This is a genomic window from Streptomyces sp. NPDC107454, assembly GCF_055582885.1.
In genome coordinates, this window is the sequence record NZ_JBVJPA010000010.1 from 182,511 (window position 1) to 201,811 (window position 19,301).

17 protein-coding genes and 1 pseudogene are annotated in these 19,301 nt (G+C 68.9%); 11 read left to right on the plus strand and 7 right to left on the minus strand.

Going from position 1 to position 19,301, the window contains the following annotated elements; translation table 11 throughout:
- Positions 1–87: 87 nt before the first annotated feature.
- From ACZ69M_RS26350 to ACZ69M_RS26365, 4 genes and pseudogenes are all read right to left on the minus strand, one after another.
- On the minus strand, positions 88–894 hold the full coding sequence (locus ACZ69M_RS26350; protein ID WP_470053883.1) for a nuclear transport factor 2 family protein: 807 nt from the start codon (positions 892–894) through the stop codon (positions 88–90).
- Positions 877–1,815: pseudogene (locus ACZ69M_RS26355) on the minus strand (NADP-dependent oxidoreductase); the annotation flags it as partial. The gene ACZ69M_RS26350 and the pseudogene ACZ69M_RS26355, both read right to left, overlap by 18 nt.
- A gap of 569 nt (positions 1,816–2,384) precedes the next feature.
- Entirely contained in the window at positions 2,385–3,302 is a 918-nt protein-coding gene (locus ACZ69M_RS26360) for an alpha/beta hydrolase (RefSeq protein ID WP_470053483.1), read from the minus strand.
- A gap of 19 nt (positions 3,303–3,321) precedes the next feature.
- Positions 3,322–4,272, minus strand: a complete 951-nt coding sequence (locus ACZ69M_RS26365) for a nuclear transport factor 2 family protein (RefSeq protein ID WP_470053485.1) — start codon at positions 4,270–4,272, stop codon at positions 3,322–3,324.
- Between the two features lie 144 nt (positions 4,273–4,416).
- On the opposite strand from ACZ69M_RS26365, the gene ACZ69M_RS26370 reads away from it, so the two are divergent.
- Together ACZ69M_RS26370 and ACZ69M_RS26375 are read left to right on the plus strand one after the other, a co-directional pair.
- Complete coding sequence (locus ACZ69M_RS26370) at positions 4,417–5,373, plus strand: GlxA family transcriptional regulator (RefSeq protein ID WP_470053487.1); 957 nt, start codon at positions 4,417–4,419, stop codon at positions 5,371–5,373.
- Positions 5,374–5,480: 107 nt separating this feature from the next.
- Entirely contained in the window at positions 5,481–6,086 is a 606-nt protein-coding gene (locus tag ACZ69M_RS26375; protein WP_470053489.1) for a TetR/AcrR family transcriptional regulator, read from the plus strand.
- On the opposite strand, the gene lpdA is transcribed toward ACZ69M_RS26375, so the two are convergent.
- Positions 6,087–7,499, minus strand: coding sequence for a dihydrolipoyl dehydrogenase (lpdA, locus tag ACZ69M_RS26380; RefSeq protein ID WP_470053491.1), 1,413 nt, complete (start codon positions 7,497–7,499; stop codon positions 6,087–6,089).
- Positions 7,500–7,653: 154 nt separating this feature from the next.
- A complete protein-coding gene (locus ACZ69M_RS26385) occupies positions 7,654–8,829 on the minus strand; it encodes a saccharopine dehydrogenase NADP-binding domain-containing protein (RefSeq protein WP_470053493.1) in 1,176 nt (391 codons plus the stop codon).
- 104 nt (positions 8,830–8,933) lie between these two features.
- Between ACZ69M_RS26385 and ACZ69M_RS26390 the strand changes: the two genes are divergently transcribed.
- The 9 genes from ACZ69M_RS26390 (at position 8,934) to ACZ69M_RS26430 (ending at position 18,282) form a co-directional block, all read left to right on the plus strand.
- Positions 8,934–9,557, plus strand: coding sequence for a TetR/AcrR family transcriptional regulator (locus tag ACZ69M_RS26390; RefSeq protein ID WP_470053494.1), 624 nt, complete (start codon positions 8,934–8,936; stop codon positions 9,555–9,557).
- Positions 9,558–9,627: 70 nt separating this feature from the next.
- Positions 9,628–10,122 (plus strand): winged helix-turn-helix transcriptional regulator, encoded by a 495-nt coding sequence (locus ACZ69M_RS26395; protein WP_470053495.1) that lies wholly within the window; start codon positions 9,628–9,630, stop codon positions 10,120–10,122.
- Positions 10,123–10,693: 571 nt separating this feature from the next.
- Positions 10,694–11,866 (plus strand): zinc-binding dehydrogenase, encoded by a 1,173-nt coding sequence (locus ACZ69M_RS26400; RefSeq protein ID WP_470053497.1) that lies wholly within the window; start codon positions 10,694–10,696, stop codon positions 11,864–11,866.
- A 34-nt stretch (positions 11,867–11,900) separates the two neighbouring features.
- Positions 11,901–12,431 carry a 2,4'-dihydroxyacetophenone dioxygenase family protein gene (locus tag ACZ69M_RS26405; protein ID WP_361292341.1) on the plus strand — a complete coding sequence of 177 codons (531 nt, stop codon included), beginning with the start codon at positions 11,901–11,903 and terminating at the stop codon, positions 12,429–12,431.
- A gap of 21 nt (positions 12,432–12,452) precedes the next feature.
- Positions 12,453–13,181 carry an alpha/beta fold hydrolase gene (locus tag ACZ69M_RS26410; protein ID WP_470053499.1) on the plus strand — a complete coding sequence of 243 codons (729 nt, stop codon included), beginning with the start codon at positions 12,453–12,455 and terminating at the stop codon, positions 13,179–13,181.
- Between the two features lie 103 nt (positions 13,182–13,284).
- Positions 13,285–14,232 carry a 3-hydroxyacyl-CoA dehydrogenase gene (locus tag ACZ69M_RS26415; protein WP_470053501.1) on the plus strand — a complete coding sequence of 316 codons (948 nt, stop codon included), beginning with the start codon at positions 13,285–13,287 and terminating at the stop codon, positions 14,230–14,232.
- Positions 14,233–14,285: 53 nt separating this feature from the next.
- Positions 14,286–15,806 (plus strand): flavin-containing monooxygenase, encoded by a 1,521-nt coding sequence (locus ACZ69M_RS26420; protein ID WP_470053503.1) that lies wholly within the window; start codon positions 14,286–14,288, stop codon positions 15,804–15,806.
- On the plus strand, positions 15,803–16,672 hold the full coding sequence (locus ACZ69M_RS26425) for an alpha/beta fold hydrolase (RefSeq protein WP_470053505.1): 870 nt from the start codon (positions 15,803–15,805) through the stop codon (positions 16,670–16,672). The genes ACZ69M_RS26420 and ACZ69M_RS26425 overlap by 4 nt, the downstream gene beginning before the upstream one ends.
- On the plus strand, positions 16,672–18,282 hold the full coding sequence (locus tag ACZ69M_RS26430) for a 4-coumarate--CoA ligase family protein (RefSeq protein WP_470053507.1): 1,611 nt from the start codon (positions 16,672–16,674) through the stop codon (positions 18,280–18,282). The genes ACZ69M_RS26425 and ACZ69M_RS26430 overlap by 1 nt, the downstream gene beginning before the upstream one ends.
- A gap of 91 nt (positions 18,283–18,373) precedes the next feature.
- On the opposite strand, the gene ACZ69M_RS26435 is transcribed toward ACZ69M_RS26430, so the two are convergent.
- On the minus strand, positions 18,374–19,276 hold the full coding sequence (locus ACZ69M_RS26435; RefSeq protein ID WP_470053509.1) for a TIGR03620 family F420-dependent LLM class oxidoreductase: 903 nt from the start codon (positions 19,274–19,276) through the stop codon (positions 18,374–18,376).
- Positions 19,277–19,301 lie beyond the last annotated feature (25 nt).

Consider the following 19,301-nt stretch of genomic DNA (forward strand, 5'->3'; position numbering starts at 1 on the left):
GTACCGTGAAGAAGAGGGCTGGAAGGCGGGATCGTTCCCGGAATGCCGCCGAGGGCCGCAGCCCGACCGCTGCGGCCCAGCGGGCCGTCAGAACATGGTGTTGCTGTTGGCGGCCTGCTCCGGCACGTCCTGCGAGCCGTCCCAGTGCTCGACGATCTTTCCGTCCCGGACCCTGAACAGGTCGATGACCGCCCGCCCGCGTTCGCCCGGTGTAGCGACGTAGTGGCTGTGGACAGCCACCAGGTCACCCTCGGCGATGACCCGCTTCGGCTCCACGCTCAGCCGCGGGAACTTCTCGAAGTACGCGCCCAGCCCGGCCTTCACGCCCGCCACGCCGTCCGGGACATCGGGGCTGTGCTCGTGGTAGTCCGGACCCAGATAGGTGTCGGCGGCGGCCAAGTCCTTACGGACCAGGAGTTGGTCGACGTAGTCGGCGACGAGCTTCTTGTTGTACGCGGTGAACCACCGCTGCCCCGGCACCCCGGCCTGCGGCGCACTGAGGGGGGCGAACATGTCGTTGCCGTTGGCCGTGGTCTGCGGCGCTTCCTGGAGGATGTCCCAGTGTTCGGCGATCCGCCCGTCCTGGAAGCGGAAGATGTCGAAGACGGCGAGCCCGGAACTGCCGGGAACCAGGACGCCCTTGGAGTGCAGGAGCACCAGGTCGCCCTCGGAGACGACCCGCAGCTCGTCGTACGTGGCGTCCGGGAACTGCTGCCGCCAGGCGGCGCCGAAGGCCTTCATGGCCTCGGGGCCGTCGGGGGCCAGCGGGTTGTGCTGGATGTAGTCCGGGCGCACGTAACGGTCGATGACGGCCGTGTCGCCTCCCTCGAACGCGGCCCGGAGCACCCGGACCGCAAGCTCCGTCTTCCTGGTGCCCTCGACGGTCAGCACCATCTTGCCCGTCGTACGGCCGGTCTCGCCCAGAGCGTGGGCCTTGGCCGCTTCGGCGAGCGGGAAGGTGGCCTCGATGTGGGCGCACAGGGAACCGCTCTCGACGAGAGCGCTGATGGCCTCCATGCCCGCCTGGTCGGCCTCGACGAGGAGGGACTCGTAGCGAATGCCCCGCTCGGCGATGCTCGTCAGTTCGTCGGCGTCGACGGGTACCGGCAGGATCGAGACGAGAGTGCCCCCGGGACGCAGGACGGCGAGGGACCGGGCCCGGGAAGCGCTGTTCAGCGAGATCGGGTCGAGGACCACGTCGATGTCCGAGAGGGCCTCGGTGAAGTCGACCGTGCGGTAGTCGACGACCTCGTCCGCGCCGAGGGTACGCAGGAACTCGTGCTTGCCGGCGCTGGCGGTGCCGATGACGTACGCGCCGCGGGACTTGGCGATCTGGACGGCGAGGTGACCGACCCCACCGGCGGCCGCATGGATGAGAACGCGCTGTCCGGGCTGGACGTCGGCGGTGTCGACGAGTGCCTGATAGGCGGTCAGCGCGGCGAGCGGAAGAGCACCGGCCTGTACATGGTCGATGCCGGCCGGCTTGCGGGCGAAGGCACGGGCGGGGGCGGTCACGTACTCGGCGTGGGCACCGACCCCGTGGGGGTACGGCAGCATGCCGAAGACCTCGTCGCCCGGCTTGAACAGGGTGACGCCGACACCGACGGCCTCGACGACTCCGGAGACGTCCCAGCCCAGAACGAGCGGCAGACGGTCAATGGTCCTGGGCTGGGCGCGGTTCCACCAGTCGGTCGGGTTGACGCCGGCGGCTCGGACGGCGACCAGGATCTCGCTCAGCCCGGGCTCGGGACGGGGAAGTTCGACTTCCTTGAGCACCTCGGGGGAACCGTGGATCTCCTGGCGGATGGCACGCATGGTGGGGGTGGTGGTATTGGTCATGCGTCCAGCGTGGCGAGAGACCACCTCTCGACGCCATGGCGTGAATGCCAAGTTCCAACGGGATCACGCCAAGGTCCGGAGAACATCGCGGCTGCCCACCTGGCCGTGGCGCGGCGCATGTCGCACCGGACGCCTCAGGTGTACTGCAGGGCCTGGGTTGTGGGCGTCGGGCCCTTGACGAGCAGGGTGTCCTGGTGACCGGCAGTCACGTGTACACGAACAACGCGCCGACCGCCGGCGATGCACCTCGGGCGCCCCTGGCACAACACCGATGACGCCTGGCCCCAGGCAGTGGTACGCAACACCTCGGTGGGCGGCCAGGTCGACTCCCTCAACCCATGAGTCGACATGGTTCCGGGGACCCCTGACAGTCGGAGCGAACGCGCCGAAACTGACCACCACCGATGCCGCGGACTCATCGGCCCAGAAGTACCTCGCGGGCACTGACCGCTGGAACCCGGTCTTCTGATCACCGACGCGGTCTCCTGATCTCCACAGGGCCGGGGCGGCTGCCGCCCCGGCCCTGTGTGTTCGCGCTCCCGCGGTCAGATCTTCATCTTCTCGCGGACCCACGCGCCGATCCGCGCGATCGCGGCGTCGGCCTCCGGAACGCGGCCGGCGCCGAAGACGTACGAGTGCTGACCGCCCGGCACCACCACGGTCGCCGTGTCGATCCCGGCGTCCCTGACCCGCACGGCGAACTCCTCGTCCTCGCCGGCCAGCACCTCGTAGGTCCCCCACGAGACGAGGGTCGGCGGGAGGCCCGTCAGGTCCGCGCGGTTCAGATTGATCCTCGGGTCCGTGAACTCGATGCCCGTGCCGCCGACCCAGGACTCCCGGAAGAACTCCAGCAGGCTCTTGCTGAGCATCTTGTCCGTCCCGGCGTTGGTCTCCATGGTCTCGTTGGCGATCTCCAGGTCGCACCAGGGGGAGATCGACACGATGGCGCCGGGCATCGGCTGCCTCTTGTCGCGGAGCCGGATCGCCAGCGCGACGGCGAGGAACCCGCCGACGGAGTGGCCGATCGTGATGATGTTCCCCGGCTCGTACCCTTCGGAGACCAGCCAGTCGAAGGCCGCCTCCACGTCGTCCAGTTGGGCGGGGTACTTGTGCTCCGGCGACCGCCGGAAGTCCAGGACCAGGACAGGGGCCCCCGCGGCCTTGGCGATGTGACCGGCGAGCTTCCGGTCGACGAACGCGGAGGACAGCACGGAGCCCCCGGCGTGACTGTGCAGCAGGACGTGCCGGGTGTCGGCGCCGACCGGCTCGCACCAGATGCCCAGGACCCCGCCCGCGTCCACTTCCCGGTACGTGACGCCTTCCGGCTCCCGCGCCCTGAGGTGCACGCTCTCCACACGAGTGCGCGTCGCGTCCAGCTCCGACTCGGGGACGACCAGACCGGCCATCCACTCCGCGAACTCGACCGCTTCCGGGCTCAGTTCGACGGTGATGTGATCGGACATGTGATACTTCCTCCTCGCGTCAGAACATCGTGTTGTCGTTGGCGGAGTGCTCCGGCACGTCCTGTACGGCGTCCCAGTGCTCGACGATCCTGCCGCCCCGCACCCGGAAGAGGTCCACGACCGCCTGGCCTCGCTCCCCGGGCGCGTCGACGGCGTGGCTGTGGACGGCGACCAGGTCGCCCTCGGCGATGATCCGCTTCGGGGTGATGGTGAGCTGCGGGTACTGCGCGAAGCAGGCGCCCAGCGCGGTCTTCGCACCCGCCCGGCCGTCGGGGACGTTCGGGCTGTGCTGGTGGTACTCCGAGCCCGTGAACCTGTCGATGGCGGTCAGGTCCTTGTGCTCAAGGAGCTGGTCGACGAACTCGCCGACCAGCCTCTTGTTGTACGCGGTGAGCCGTGCGGGGCCGGGCTCCTCGGTCCGCGGGCGGCTGATCGTGGAGAACATGTCGCTGCCGTTGACCGTGGTCGCCGGTACGTTCTGCAGCACGTCCCAGTGCTCGGCGATCTTCCCGGCCTGGAAACGGAACATGTCGAACGCGGCCATTCCAGGGATGCCGGGAACAAGGACGACGCTGGAGTGCATGAGCACCATGTCGCCCTCGGAGATGACACGCTTGATGTCGTACGTGGCGTCCGGGTACTGCTGCCGCCAGGCGGCACCGAAGGCCTTGAGTGCCTCGGCACCGTCAGGGGCCAGCGGGTTGTGCTGGATGTAGTCCGGCCGCACGAAACGGCCGACGACCGACATGTCACCCTGCTCGAAAACGCCCCTCATCATCTGGACTGCGACCGTCTTCTGGTAAGCGAGGCGGGCGTTCTCGCCATGTCCGCCGACCGGGGTGCGCGCCGCTCGGGCGCTCTCGGGCGCCCGGGACAGCGGACCGGCGACGGCCGAGGGGGCGGCGGCAACCGCGGCGGCCGCGAGGGCGGCGACCAGGACACTGCGGCGGCCGGGTGCTGTGGGGTTCACGGGGTTCTGTTCTCCGAACTCGGTTGAATCGCGGGTGGCTTGACGAGTTACGCGCCTGGCGGCGGCGTTCGCCATGCGTCCAGCGTGGCCGCCGCCGCAGTCCGATACCATGGCGCGAATGCCAACTATCGACGGGATCACGCCATGACATCCGTTCACCGAGTCGCCGTTCTGGCCGTCGACGGGGTGTATCCGTTCGAACTGGGCATCCCCAGCCGGGTGTTCGGGGCGACGGATGGCCGTTACGAGGTCCTCACCTGCACCGTCGACGGCAACCCGGTCCGCACCAACTCCGACTTCTCCATCACCACCGAGCACGGCCCCGAGGCTCTGCGCACCGCCGACACCGTCGTCATCCCGCCCTTCAGCACCACCGCCGTCACCCCGGAGGTGCCTCAGGCCGTGGTGGAGGCGCTCACATCCGTCGCTGCCGGCACCCGCCTCGTGTCGATCTGCACCGGCGCCTTCGTTCTCGGCGCCGCGGGGCTCCTCGACGGGCGGCCGGCCACCACCCACTGGGTCGTGGCGGACCTCTTCCGCTCATGGTTCCCCAAGGTCGCGCTGGATCCGAACGTCCTGTTCATCGACGACGGGGACGTACTGACCTCAGCCGGCGCCGCCTCCGGGCTCGACGTCTGCCTGCACATCATCCGCAAGGACCATGGCAGCGAGGTCGCCAACCAGGTGGCCCGTATGTGCGTCGTCCCGCCCTGGCGTGACGGCGGGCAGGCGCAATACATCCGGCACCCGGTCCCCGAGGCCACGACCAGCGGTACGGCCACCGCACGCCAGTGGGCGCTGGAGAACCTCCACGAGCCGATGGCCCTGGCAGACCTCGCCGAGCACTCGCACATGAGTCTGCGCACCTTCGTCCGCCGCTTCACCGAAGAAGTGGGGCTGAGCCCGGGACGCTGGCTGATCCAACAGCGCGTCGAGCGAGCCCGGCACCTCCTGGAGACCACCGACCTGCCGGTGGACGACGTCGCCGGCCGGGTCGGCTTCGCCGGCGGCACCTCCCTGCGAGAACACCTCCACGCCGCCATCGGCGTCTCGCCGCTCGCCTACCGGCGCACCTTCCGCGGCGCCGAGTCGACACCCTGAACACACCGCCGACACCCGTCTTGCGGTCGCCGACTCGACCCACTTAGGCTTACGATCGTAATTCTAAAGGTCCGGAGCCGGACCGCGCACGGAGGTCCCTCCGCATCATGCCGAGCCTGCACACCCCCAAACCCGTCCGCGCGGACGCCGCGCGCAACCGCACCCGCCTGCTCGACGCCGCGCGTATCGCGTTCGCGTCCGAGGCACCGGTGTCCCTGAAACAGATCGCGCGGGACACCGGGGTGGGCATCGCGACGCTCTACCGCCACTTCCCCACCCGGGAAGCACTGGTCGAGGCGATCTACCAGGAGGAGCTGGCCCAACTGCGTGCCGACGCCGAAGACCTGCTCGGCACGGAGGATCCGGCCCATGCGCTGCGCAGCTGGATGGACCGCTTCGCCGACTACGCCAGTACGAATCGGGAGACGGCACACGCGCTACGCGTGGTTCTCGCGTCCTACCAGGGCCCCGCGTCACCGGCGCGCGAACAACTCCGCGCCGCGGTTCAGGCCATCCTTGACGCCGGTACGGTCGTGGGGGCGCTGCGCGACGACGTCCGCGCCGAGGACCTCGTCATCGCCCTTGTCGGCATGTTCACCACGGCTTCGCCGACCGACGGGCGCGAGCAGTTGGACCGCTTGCTCGATCTGCTGACGGACGCGGTCCGGGGTACGGCCCCGCCGGGACCGTACGCCCCTCCTCCTGCCTGCTGACTACATGTTGATCATGTGACCGGCCAGCCCGTGCACGGCCTCCTTGACGGCCTCCCCCAGGGTCGGATGGGCGTGCACGTTGCGGGCTACCTCATGGACCGTGAGATCCCACTGCTGAGCCAGGGTCAGCTCCGGGAGCAGTTCGGTGACGTCCGGGCCGATGAGATGGGCTCCGAGGATCTCGCCGTACTTCGCGTCACTGATCAGTTTCACGAAGCCGGTGGCGTCGCCCAGCCCGTGTGCCTTGGCGTTCGCGGTGAACGGGAACTTGGCGACCCGGACGTCGTGGCCGAGGTCACGGGCCTGGGCCTCGGTGTAGCCGAAGCTCGCGATCTGGGGCTGGCAGTAGGTGGCGCGCGGGATCATCGCGTAGTCCAGTTCCATGGTCTCGGCGTCCGCGAGCGTCTCGGCGGCGATCACCCCCATCGCCTCGGCGGTGTGCGCGAGCATCAGCTTCGCCGTCACGTCGCCGATGGCGTAGAGGTGCGGAACGGAGGTGCGGCAGTGGCCGTCCACGTCGATCGCGCCGCGCTCGGTGAGCCGTACGCCCGTGCTCTCCAGGCCGTAGCCGGTGACGTTCGGGGCGAAACCGATGGCCTGGAGGACCTTGTCGGCCTCCAGGACCTGCTGGGTGCCGTCCTTGGCGGTGACCGTGACGCGGACCTGCGGTCCGGACTCGTCGATGGCGTCGACGCGGGTCGAGGTGAGGACGTCGATGCCCAGCTTCCGGTACTGCTTGGCGAGTTCGGCGGAGACCTCGGTGTCCTCCAGCGGGGCGACCCGGTCCAGGAACTCGACGATGGTGACCTTCACGCCGTAGTTGTGCAGGACGTAGGCGAACTCGACACCGATGGCCCCGGCGCCGGCGATCACGATGGAGTGCGGCAGGTCCTCGGCGAGTATTTGTTCCTCGAACGTGACGACGCGCGCGCTGCGCTTGGTACCGGGGAGCAGCTTCGGAGTTGCGCCGGTGGCGATGATGCAGTGGTCGAAGGCGATGGTGCGGGCGTTGCCGTCGTAGCCGGCCACCTGGAGGGTGTGCGGGTCGAGGAACGTGCCGCGCCCGGCGATCTCCGTGATGTTGTTCTTCTTCATCAGGTAGTGGACGCCCTTGACCCGGCCGTCGGCGACCTTCCGGCTGCGGCGGTAGGCCTCCCCGTAGTCGAAGGAGACCTCGCCGTCGGTCTTGATGCCGAAGGTCTTCGCCTCGCGCGTGAAGATGTGAGCGAGTTCGGCGTTGCGGAGCAGGGCCTTGGTGGGGATACAGCCTACGTTCAGGCAGACACCGCCCCAGTACTTCTCCTCGACGACCGCGACCCGCTTGCCCAGTTGGGCGGCCCGGATGGCCGCGACGTAACCGCCGGGCCCGGCACCGAGTACGACGACGTCGAAACGCTCACCCTGCTCGTCCATGGACGGTTCCTTTCTGCTGGGCCGGTCGCCTCCCGTCGAGGGGGCTGACTCGCACCCGATCGAACAACCTGTTACCTGTTCATCGACTCGGCATCCGGTCGCACGGACGTCCGCTTCAGCACCCCGATGCCGTGATCCGTGCCCGCGAACGCTGTCATCGGCGGCGGTCCGGCGCTTCGACGACTTCATGCACTCCCGCCTCGGCGGCGCCCAGCGCGAGGGTGTCGAGCCCGAAGGCCGCGACCGGGCCGTGCGCGCCCGGCTTGAGGACGGCATCCGGCGCCGCCGCCCGAACGGCGCCCCAGGCCAGCAGGGATCCCGTCATCTCGTAGGGATCGGGTCCGGTGAGAGCCGTCCTGGCCAGATGCCGGCCCGAGCCGTCCCGGGCCACGGCGATCACCAGGGAGCGTCCGTCGCTGTCCGGCTCGCGATGCGCTCCCGGGAGGCGCCCGGACAGCCGGGTCAGCGCGGACCGTACCCGTGCCGACCTGAGCAGGGGTGCATGGAGTGCGGCCGCGATCTGCACCGGACGGGCCCACCCGCCGAACCAGCCCAGGCCCACCTCGACGCTCTCCAACTGCGGGAACACCTCCGGCAGTCCGAGATGCTCCGAGCCCGGGACGGTCATGGTCGCGCGCCGCACACCCGCGTAGTGGAACGTGCGGACGCGCTGGGCGGCACGTTCGTCGACCAGCCGGGAAGGAGCCCCCGGGCGTGGCGGGCGGTAGGCGAACCCGTCCTCGGCCGCCGCAGCGACGAGTGTCTGCCGGGTTCCCCCTGTGGTCAGGGTCCAGGCGTCCCGCAGGGTGCTCCGGTAGCGCAACGGATCCCCGTGCCCGGAGCGGGCGATGAAGTAGCCGATGTCGACATGCCGTGCCCGCTCGCCCGCCCGCGTGAGGGCGAGCGCCCCGGCGAGGTTGCCCGGTACGTAGTCGTATCCGAATGCGGGCACCAGAGTCGCCCCCCGAACCGCGGCGACGGAGTCCAGTTCGAAGACGAACCGGGCGAACGCCCCCTCACCCGTGGAGTCGAGGTAGTGGGCCCCCGCCCGGGCCGCCGCCGTGACCGTCGCCACGCCGAGATCCCTGAACGGCCCCACCGTGGAGACGACGACGTCGCTCGGCTCCAGGAGCCGCGAGAGCTCGGCAGCCGAGGTGAGATCGGCCTCGGCCACCGGCAGATGAGCCCCGAAGCGGTCCACCACGGCCTGCATCCTGGCGCGGCTGCGCCCGACCAGGATCGGTTCCGCACCGCGTCTCAGGAGTTCCCTGAGCACTCGCTGACCGGTGTACCCCGTAGCGCCCAGCAGGACGATCCTGCGACTGTCCACGATCACACCTTCCAGACGGACCCGCCGGACGCGTTGTCACCACACCCATTGGATGACTCTCAGTCATTCATTGACCCTGAGTCATCCAATATACGATGGCGCACATGAGGAGGCCAAACCGGCGGCAGATGTACGCGGAGCAGACCCGGGCGGACCTGACGGCCGCCGCCCGCAGACTGTTCATGGACAACGGGTTCGCGGGCACGCCGGTCGAGGCGATCACCGAAGCGGCGATGGTGAGCAAGGGCACCTTCTACCACCACTTCCCGGACAAGAGAGCGATGTTCGCCGAGCTGTACACCGGGCTGATCCAGCAGGTCGCTGCCCTCGGTGACACGACCGCGGAGGAGGCCGCAGCGACCCCGGACACCTCCGCCATGACGGAGGCCCGTTCCCTCGCCCTCGCCTTCCTGCGACGGTCCGTCGACGACCCGCTGCACCGCGAGCTGATGGCCCAGGCGCCCGCGGTCCTGGGCGAGCAGTACCGGCGCATCAACGAGACGGTCGCCCAGCCGCCGATCGAACAGCTGCTCACCGTCATGGCCACCCGGGGGGAACTGAAGCCGGACACACCGATCGCCACCACCGCGCGGCTGCTGCTGGCCTGCCTGTGCGAGGGCAACCACATCATCGCGACCGCGGAGGACCCGGAAGGCGCCCTGGCCGACACGGGCCGAGCGCTCACCCTCCTGCTCTCCGGCCTGGCCGCCGACAGCGCCTCGCACTGACGCCGCTCCCCGCACCGCCCCACCAGCCGCGAGTCGTCGGCCCCCGACGCACCGTCCGTAGACTTCCATCATGGAACGGAAGAGCTTTCAGGACATGACCTGCCCGGTCGCGCTGACACTGGAACGGGTGGGCGAGTGGTGGAGCATCCTCATCCTGCGCGACGCGACCCACGGCATCACCCGGTTCGACGAGTTCCAGAAGAGCCTGGGCATCTCGCCGAACTCCCTGACCCGCCGGCTCGGCGCACTCGTCGAGGCGGGCCTCCTTCAACGGCGCCGCTACAGCGAACGGCCGCCGCGGGACGAGTACATCCTCACCGAAGCCGGGCACGCGTTCCGCCCGGTGCTCATCGCGCTGTACGCCTTCGGCCTTGAGCACTTTCCGCCGGAGGCGCCCAACATCCGCGTGGTGGACAAGGAGTCGGGCGCCGACGTGGACCCCCTGATGATCGACCGCACGACCGGCCGCCCCATAGACGAGGAGCACTCCATGTTCCTGCCGGGCCCGTCCGCGGACGACCGGCTCCGCGCACTGCTCGAACGACGGAACGAGCACGCCTCCTGAACCCAAAGCCTGGATCCAACGGTGACTTCCATCACTGCAGTTAGTTACTTGCATGATGGTAGTCACCCTCTTACTGTTAGCGCTTGAGCCCACAGGCGAGGACGAGCACGTGGGCTACGCGCTCGGGTCACTTGGCCGGGCACCGCTCCACCGGCCGCCGCCCAGGCGGGGCAGTCACACGACGAGGTGTGCCATGAGCGCTTCAGCAACGGACCGAGCCGTCCGGCACCACCGCACGACGATCGCGATGATCGCAACGAGCCTACGGAGTGATCGACGTCGGCTCGGTCCGAGTGAACGGACCGCCATCGCCGGGCAGTTCTCCCGTGACGCGGCACGGGTTCGCTCGGACAGCCGCTTACAACCGTGCGCACACGGATTGCGCACCCGCGTCCGCCGCACATCCGCAGTTCCGTCCTGAGCGGCAGTCAACCGTCTGACACCGGACGACCGTTCACCACCTCACGGGAGAGCCCGACGAACGGGCCTCCCTGCTACGACACCACCCCGTATCCCGGGTCGTGGTGCGAGCCCCTCTTCCTCGTATCGCGGGTCCGCTCCAGGGACAGCCGTGCCCATCGGTCGCACCCTCGACGTCCCCGGCTTCCGGGGCACCACTCCGAAACACCTCAACCGCAAGGACACATCGATGACGATGACTGCTGTTGTCATGCGCAAGGGCGGACTCGAACTGATCGAGACGCCGATCCCCCGGCCCGGCCCGGGAGAGGTGCTGGTCAAAACCCTCGCGAACGGTATCTGTGGGAGTGACCTGCATGCTGTCACGCACGGCTCCGAACTGATCGAGGGCTACAAGGCGGTAACCGGCGCCGCACCGTTCGACCTCGAAGCGCGGACCTCCCTGGGTCACGAGTTCTGCGCCGAGGTGGTCGAGAACGGACCGGGCACGCGCGGGGTGCACGCGCCCGGCACGCGGGTGGTCTCGGTGCCGTTCCTGCTGCGGCAGCCGCAGCCGGTGCTGCTCGGCTTCGGCGGTGTCGACACCCCGGGCGGCTACGCCGACTACATGCTCCTGTCCGAGGACCTGCTCATCCCGGTGCCGGACAGCGTGCCCACCGACATCGCCGCCCTCACCGAACCGCTGGCCGTCGCACTGCACGCGGTCAACCGTGGCGCCCTCGGATCCGACGACGTGCCCATCGTCATCGGCTGCGGCCCGATCGGACTGGCGGTGATCGCGGTGCTCAAGATGCGGGGCATCGGCCCGATCATCGCCGCGGACTTCTCCCCCACCCGCCGGGCCATGGCCACCGCGCTCGGCGCCGACATCGTGGTCGACCCGCGCGAGACCTCGCCGTACGACTCCTGGCGTTCGGTCGCAGCCGTGTCGGACCCGGCGCGGTTCGGCCGCCGGACGGTGACGTTCCCGGACTCCGCATTCCGTCCGTCGGTGGTGTTCGAGTGCGTGGGCGTCCCCGGAGTCATCCAGCAGATCCTCGGCGGGGCCGCCGCGTGCACGAAGATCGTCGTCGCCGGGCTGTGCATGGAACAGGACACCTTCTACCCCACCTTCGGTGTCTTCAAGGAGATCGACCTGGTCTTCTCCGTCTCCTACACGGTCGAGGAGTTCGCCCAGACCCTCGGACACCTGGCCGCCGGCGAACTCCACGTCGATCCGCTCATCACCAGCCGGATCGGACTCGCCGACGTGGCCGACGCCTTCGTCAGGCTCCGCGACCCCGAGCAGGACGCCAAGATCATCATCACCCCCCACGCCCGCTGACCCCCACTCACCGCACACGCACCGGAGGAAGACCATGACCGCAGTACAGACCGCGAGCAAAGTGCCCGTCGTCTCGCTCCCGCAGACCGAGCTCCTCACGCTCAACGTGAACGACGTCCCCCTGTTGAAGGACGCGCTCGGCCCCGGGATCAGCTTCCAGCCTCTGTTCCTCGACCCCGAGATGGGCATCTGGTCGATCCTCGGCACCTTCGCTCCCGGGGTGGAGCTGCCCATCCATCTGCACACCGGAGGGGTGCACGGATACACCCTCAAGGGCGAGTGGCTCTACAAGGAGTACCCCGACCAGCGGCAGACCGCCGGCTCGTACCTCTACGAGCCCGCCTCGTCGGTGCACACCTTCGCCGTGCCTCCGACCAACACCGAGGACACGGTCGTGCTGTTCGTCATCAACGGCGCCAACGTCGGCTTCACCGAGGACGGACAGTTCCACTCGGTGCTGGACGCGGTGACCGTCCAGAAGCTGACCGAGCAGTGCGCCGAGGCCCAGGGTCTCGGGCCCGTCAAGTACCTGACGGGCGGCACGGCGAAGTACACCACCGGCTGACCGAGCGAACGGAGAATCCCTGTGCCCGCCGTATTCGTCCATGGCGTACCCGACACGCACCACGTCTGGGACGACGTCATAGCCCACCTGACACGGACCGACGTCATCGTCCTTTCCCTGCCCGGCTTCGGAAGTCCCGTGCCGGACGGCTTCACCTCCACGAAGGAGGAGTACGCCGACTGGATCATCGCCCGGCTGGAGGAGATCGGCAGCCCTGTGGACCTCGTGGGCCACGACTGGGGCTGCATCCTCACCTCCCGCGTCGCCTCGGTCCGTCCCGACCTGGTGCGGACGTGGGCCGCCGGGGGCGCCCAGATCGCCGGCGCGGACGAGTGGCACGACCTCGCGAAGGTCTGGCAGACCCCCGAGGCCGGAGAGCAGTGGATGGCCGCACTCGACCCGTCGGAGCTGAGCGGACTGCTCCACGCCAACGGCGTTCCCGCCCAGCACGCGGAAGACAACGCGAGTCGCATGGACGCCACGATGAAGGACAGCATCCTGCGCCTCTATCGCTCCGCGGTCCGGCTGTGGGAGGAGTGGCAGCCCGGTCTGGTGGACATCACCAGCCCCTCTCTCGTGTTCTGGGGCACCGACGACCAGTTCGCACCCGTGGAGTACGCCGAACCCGTCGCGAAGGCTGTCAGGGCCACAGGCGTGATCAGGCTGGACAGCGGGCACTGGACGCCACTCCAGCGCCCGCGGGAACTCGCCGACGCACTGGCACAGCACTGGGCGAGCGTGCCCGTGTAGGTACAGCTCAAGGAGCGAGTGTGCCGGCAGCGATGAACTCGGCTGCGTGAAGCCCTGCCGGCGCTCGCCTCTCCATTCCCACCGTCGTGAAGAGGAGAGCTCCATGTCCCGACTGAACCGCTTGACCGTCCTGGGCTCCGGTGTGCTGGGCGGACAGATCGCCTGGCACAGCGCGTTCAAGGGCAAGACCGTCACCGTCTACGACATCGCACCGGACGCCATCGAGCGGTGCCGAGCCGCACACGACCAGTACGCCGCCATCTACCTGTCCGTCGTCGGCGCCGACGACACGGACATCGCCGCCACGAGGGAACGCCTGACCTACAGCACCGACCTGGCTTCCGCGGTCGCACAGACAGACCTGGTGATCGAGGCGGTGCCGGAGATCCCGGAGGTCAAGTCGGCCGTGTACGAGGAGATGGCCGGACTCCTGCCTCCGGCGGCCCTCATCGCGACCAACTCCTCGACGTTCCTGCCCAGGGACTTCGCCTCGGCCACCGGCCGTCCGGAGAAGTTCTGTGCTCTGCACTTCTCCAACTTGATCTGGTCGATGAACTTCACCGAGATCATGGCGCACCCCGGTACGACAACGAAGACGCTCACCGAGGTGACGGAGTTCGCCGTCGAGATCGGCATGCTGCCGATCCCCGTACGCAAGGAGCAGAACGGGTACGTCGTCAACACGTGGCTGGTGCCCTTCCTCAACGCCGCACAGACCCTCGTGACCAACGGGGTCGCCGCTCCCGAGGACGTGGACCGCACCTTCCTGTACACCGGCGCCAGATTCGGGCCGCTGGGCATGATGGACATGATCGGCATGAAGACGGCGTACGACGTCCTCGCCCACTGGGCCGGGGAGACCGGCGACGCGCAGATGAGCGCCAACGCCGAGTACATCAAGGGCAACTTCCTGGACCAGGGTCTGCTGGGGCTGCAGACCGGCAAGGGCTACTACACCTACCCCGACCCTGCCTACCAGCGCCCCGGTTTCCTCGACGTCCCCGCCCTCTCCGCCGTCCCGCGCCTCGTGTCCTTGATCGCGCAGCAGTGACCGCGGCCTTCGCCGATCCGTCGCCCACACCTCACGAAACGAAGGAAACCGACATGAGTGGAACCGCCGAGGCGGCATCGCGACTTCAGCACGTCGACGTGCTGATCGTCGGAGCCGGCATCTCCGGCATCGATCTGGGCTACCACCTGACCACGAAGCAGCCGGGCCGGACCTTCGCCGTCGTCGACGGCCGCGACGCGATCGGCGGGACCTGGGACCTGTTCCGCTACCCGGGCATCCGCTCCGACGCCGACATGCAGAGCTTCGGCTTCGAGTTCAAGCCGTGGACCAAGGACAACGCGATCGCCGACGCCCACGAGATCCTCGACTACCTGCAGGAGACGATCACCGAGAACGGCCTCGACCGGCACCTGCACCTCGGACACAAGGTGCTCCGCGCCGACTTCTCGTCCGACACGGCACGCTGGACGGTCACACTCGAACGGACCAGTGACGGCGAACAGTTCGACGTCACCTGCGGCGTGCTGTTCTCCGCCGCCGGCTACTACGACTACGACGGCGGATACACCCCCCACTTCGAGGGGCGCGAGGACTTCGGCGGCCTGATCGCCCACCCGCAGCAGTGGCCGGAGGATCTCGACTACACCGGCAAGAAGGTCGTCGTCATCGGCAGCGGCGCCACGGCCGTGACACTCCTGCCGTCGATGGCGGGCACAGCGGGACACGTCACGATGCTGCAGCGCTCACCGTCGTACGTCCTGCCGGTCCCGCGCAAGGACCCGATCGCCAACACCCTGCTTCGACTTCTGCCGGACGCGGTCGCGTACGCAATCACCCGGCGCATCAACATCAACCGCCAGCGTCTGATCCTGTCCCTCAGCCGACGCTACCCACGGCAGATGCGCCGGCTGATCCGCCGGCTCAACGCCGCAGCGCTTCCCGAGAGTTACGCGGTCGACACACACTTCAACCCCCGTTACAACCCGTGGGACCAGCGCCTGTGTGTGGTCCCCGACTCCGACCTGTTCAAGGCCATCTCCAGCGGTGGGGCGTCCGTGGTCACCGATCACATCGTCCGGTTCACCGAGCGCGGCATCCTCCTCAAGTCGGGCACCGAGCTCGACGCCGACATCATCGTCACCGCCACCGGACTGAACATGCTGCCGTTCGGCGGGATCGCCCTGCACGTCGACGGACATCCAGTGGAACTCAACGACCGGCTGATGTTCAAGGCCATGATGGTCAGCGGCGTGCCCAACTTCGCGTTCGCGCTCGGCTACACCACCAACGCGTGGACGCTCAAGGTCGACCTGGTCTCCGACCACCTGTGCCGGATGCTGGCCCACATGGACCGCTTCGGCTACGCCGCCTTCACACCGGTCGTCGACGACCCGGCGCAACCCCGGCGGCCGTTCCTCGAAATGGACGCGGCCTACATCAAGCGCGCCATGCACCTGTTCCCGCAGCAGGGCTCCCACGGCCCCTGGACGGTGGACCAGAACTACGCGCTCGACCGTGAGCGGCTGCGTGGCCGATCGGTCGAGGACCCCGCGCTGCACTTCACCCGTGCCGTGCTGGGCGCGGCGGAGACGCCCGAGGAAGCGGCCGCGTGAGCACCCCCGCCTTCCTCTCCGTCAACGGCCGGCGCACCCGCGTCCGTGTCGAGGGCGACCCGGCCGACCCGCCCGTGCTGCTGTTGCACGGCATCGGCCGCAGTCTCGAGGACTGGGCCCCGCAGTACCCGCGCCTTGCCCAGGGGCATCGGCTGATCGCCCTGGACCTTCCGGGTTTCGGGTTCTCCGCCCGCTCCCCCGAACCCGCCACGCTCGACGTGCTGGCCCGGGGAGCGATTGACACGCTCGACGCCCTCGGCGAGCGGCGGCCCCTGCACCTGGTCGGCAACTCGCTCGGCGGCGCGATCGCCCAGCAGTTGCTCGTTTTCGAGCCGGAACGGGTCGCCTCGCTGGTGCTGGTGAACAGCGCAGGATTCGGCTCCGAGGTCGCACTCCCGCTGCGGCTGCTCGCCCTCCCGGTTCTCGGCCGTATCGCCACCCGACGCACCAGCCGCGCCGGGGCGTGGATGGCCGAGCGCCTGCTTTTCGCCGACCCGCTACTGGCCACCAAGGAGCGGATCGATCATGCGTTGGCCATCGCCCGACAGCCCGACCCGAACGCCGTACTGCTTGAGACCGTCCGACAACTCGCCACGGTGCGTGGCACCAAGCCCGGCTGGCGGGCGGACCTGACCGCCGTCGTCAGGAAGCACCCCCGCCCCACCCTGATCATCTGGGGCGACCGGGACCGGGTCCTGCCGGCCCGTCATCTCGACTCCGCGCACCGGCTCCTCCCGCACGCCGAGACGTATCTCTTCGCCGGGGCCGGTCACATGCCGCAGATCGAATACCCCGACGAGTTCGCCGCCCGCGTCCTGACGTTCCTCGCACACAGCACCAACAGCACCAGTAGTGGAGCCCCTTGATGTTCACCAGCCCGTTCCCCGATGTCGACATCCCCGAAGTGAGCGTGTTCGACATGCTCTTCGTGGACATCGACCAGACCGACCTGGACCGGATCGCACTCGTCGACGCCGTCGATGGCGCGCGAACGACCTACCGGGAGCTGATCGGGCGGGTGAACGCGACATCCGGCGCCCTCGCCGCCCGTGGGGTCGGCGTCGGGGACGTGGTGGGTCTCCTCGCTCCTAACTCGTCCCTGTTCGCGGTGGCCTTCCACGGCATTCTGCGGGCCGGCGCCACGGCGACCACCGTCAACGCGTTGTTCACCGCCCAGGACATCGCCAAGCAGCTCACCGACGCGCGCGCGACGATGCTGATCACCGTCGGCGCGCTGCTGCCGCAGGCCCAGGAGGCGGCGCGGTCGGTGGGGATCACGCCCGGGTGCCTCATCGTCCTGGACGGCGAAGGCGAGACCGCCACTGGACACCCGAATGCCGACGATCTGCTGGCCCAGGGCGCCCCGGCTCCGCAGGTCTCCTTCGATCCCGCCACGCACCTGGCCGTGCTGCCCTACAGCTCCGGAACCACCGGCAACCCCAAGGGCGTCATGCTCACGCACCGGAACCTGGTGGCCAACATGGCGCAGATCCGCCCCCTGCTCGGGATGAGGTCCGACGACAACATGCTCGCGGTGCTGCCGTTCTCCCACATCTACGGGATGACCGTGCTGCTCAACGCCGCGCTGCAGGCGCGGGCGACGCTGGTCGTCATGCCCCGGTTCGAGCTGGCCGCGTTCCTGGACACCATCCAGGAACACCGGATCACCTACAACTTCATAGCGCCACCCGTCGCGGTGGCACTGGCCAAGCACCCGCTGATCGACGCATACGACCTGTCGTCGCTGCACACCCTCCTGTCCGGTGCCGCACCGCTGGACGCCGAACTCGGAAACGCCGTGGCCGAGCGTCTGGGCGTGCGCGTACTCCAGGGCTACGGCATGAGCGAGCTGAGCCCGGTCAGCCACGTGATGCCCCTGGACGGCGGCCAGGCACACTTCGGTGAGGTCGCGCCGCTCAGTTCGTGCGGCTGGCCCGTACCCAACACGCTCAACAGGATCGTCGATCCCGTCACCGGCCAGGACGTCGCCTACCCGACGGCAGGTCTGAGCAAGCCGGGCGAGCTGTGGGTGAAGGGACCGAACGTGATGACCGGCTACCTGGGCAACGCGGAGGCGACCGCCGACACGATCGACTCCGACGGATTCCTGCACACCGGAGATCTCGCACAGGTCGACCGCATCGGCCGGGTGTTCATCGTCGACCGGCTCAAGGAACTGATCAAGTACAAGGGTTACCAGGTCCCGCCCGCCGAACTCGAGGCCCTGCTGCTGACCCACCCGGCCATCAGCGACAGCGCGGTCATCGGGGTCGCCGACGACGACGGCGAGGAGATCCCCAAGGCCTTCGTGGTCCGCCGGCCCGGGACCGACCTCACCGCGGCCCAGGTCATCGAGTTCGTCGCCGGCCGGGTCGCCCCGTACAAGAAGGTCCGGCGGGTCGAGTTCATCGACGTCATACCCAAGTCGGCGTCGGGCAAGATCCTCCGAAAGGACCTCCGCGCCTCGACCGGCTGACGACGAACCGGGACGTCGGCGCCCGCACCGGCCCCGGGCGCAGGGTGCCCTGCCCGTCGACGGGCAGGGCACTCTTCCGCCGTCCCGCGGATCAGGCCTGGCCACCCCGAGGCAGGAGTGCCTCGCCGAGCATGCGCCAGTACGGCATCGCGGACTCACCCGGCCGGATCCCGATCACCTGGATCGCGACATGATCGGCGCCGGCCCCGACATGGGCGTGGAGCTTCTCGACGATGCTGTCCAGGTCGCCCCAGAACACGAGATCGTCGACGATGCGGTCGCTGCCGCTCGCGATCTCCTCCTCCGTGTAGCCCAGCCGACGGAACTTGGCGACGTTGTACGGAGTGTTCAGGTAGATGTGCAGATGCTCGCGCGCGATCGCGCGGGCCTTGTCGGGGTCGGACTCGAAGAGCACCGCGTGCTCGACGCCCAGGAACGCGTCCGGTCCGAGGATCTCGCGCGCCTGCGCGGTGTGCGCCACGTTGACGTGATAGGTCTGCGCGCCGGCGGTGCGTTCGCCTGCCAGCTGGAGCATCTTGGGCCCGTACGCGGCCATGATGCGGCGCATCGGAGCCTGCGGCAGGGGGTTGGGCGTCTCGACCGCGTCCATCTCGTCAAGGTACGCGGTCATGGCCGCCAGGGGCTTGGCCGCCGGGCCCCGACCCGGACCCGGCCCGCCGCCGAATCCAAGACCGAGCACATGCCGGTCGGGGTAGGCGTCGGCGAGCAGAAGGCCGGCACCGTACGCCCACCGGGCTCCGCGTGACCAGATCTGTGCGATGCCGTTGACCACCCTGAGCCGCTCGGTGCAGGAGAGCAGATAGCCGGCGTGCGTGAACGCGTCGCGCCCAAGGAGTTCGGGAATCCACACCGCCCGCCAGCCCTGTTCTTCCAGCTCCTGAACCGACTCGCGGATCCGCGCCGCCGACTGGGCCTCGAAGTCGAAGGTGTAGACCCCGAACGTGCCGAGATCAAGACCGTCAATGGCGCCCATCAGAACATCTCCTCGCAGTCGATCA

Bases quoted from the DNA above. Each gene is read 5' to 3' on its own strand.
- ACZ69M_RS26415 (WP_470053501.1), top strand. From the start codon at position 13,285: ATGTCCCGACTGAACCGCTTGACCGTCCTGGGCTCCGGTGTGCTGGGC.
- ACZ69M_RS26350 (WP_470053883.1), bottom strand. From the start codon at position 894: ATGGTGCTGACCGTCGAGGGCACCAGGAAGACGGAGCTTGCGGTCCGG.
- ACZ69M_RS26395 (WP_470053495.1), top strand. From the start codon at position 9,628: ATGGAACGGAAGAGCTTTCAGGACATGACCTGCCCGGTCGCGCTGACA.
- ACZ69M_RS26405 (WP_361292341.1), top strand. From the start codon at position 11,901: ATGACCGCAGTACAGACCGCGAGCAAAGTGCCCGTCGTCTCGCTCCCG.
- ACZ69M_RS26420 (WP_470053503.1), top strand. From the start codon at position 14,286: ATGAGTGGAACCGCCGAGGCGGCATCGCGACTTCAGCACGTCGACGTG.
- ACZ69M_RS26430 (WP_470053507.1), top strand. From the start codon at position 16,672: ATGTTCACCAGCCCGTTCCCCGATGTCGACATCCCCGAAGTGAGCGTG.
- ACZ69M_RS26375 (WP_470053489.1), top strand. From the start codon at position 5,481: ATGCCGAGCCTGCACACCCCCAAACCCGTCCGCGCGGACGCCGCGCGC.
- ACZ69M_RS26435 (WP_470053509.1), bottom strand. From the start codon at position 19,276: ATGGGCGCCATTGACGGTCTTGATCTCGGCACGTTCGGGGTCTACACC.
- ACZ69M_RS26390 (WP_470053494.1), top strand. From the start codon at position 8,934: ATGAGGAGGCCAAACCGGCGGCAGATGTACGCGGAGCAGACCCGGGCG.
- ACZ69M_RS26360 (WP_470053483.1), bottom strand. From the start codon at position 3,302: ATGTCCGATCACATCACCGTCGAACTGAGCCCGGAAGCGGTCGAGTTC.
- ACZ69M_RS26370 (WP_470053487.1), top strand. From the start codon at position 4,417: ATGACATCCGTTCACCGAGTCGCCGTTCTGGCCGTCGACGGGGTGTAT.
- lpdA (WP_470053491.1), bottom strand. From the start codon at position 7,499: ATGGACGAGCAGGGTGAGCGTTTCGACGTCGTCGTACTCGGTGCCGGG.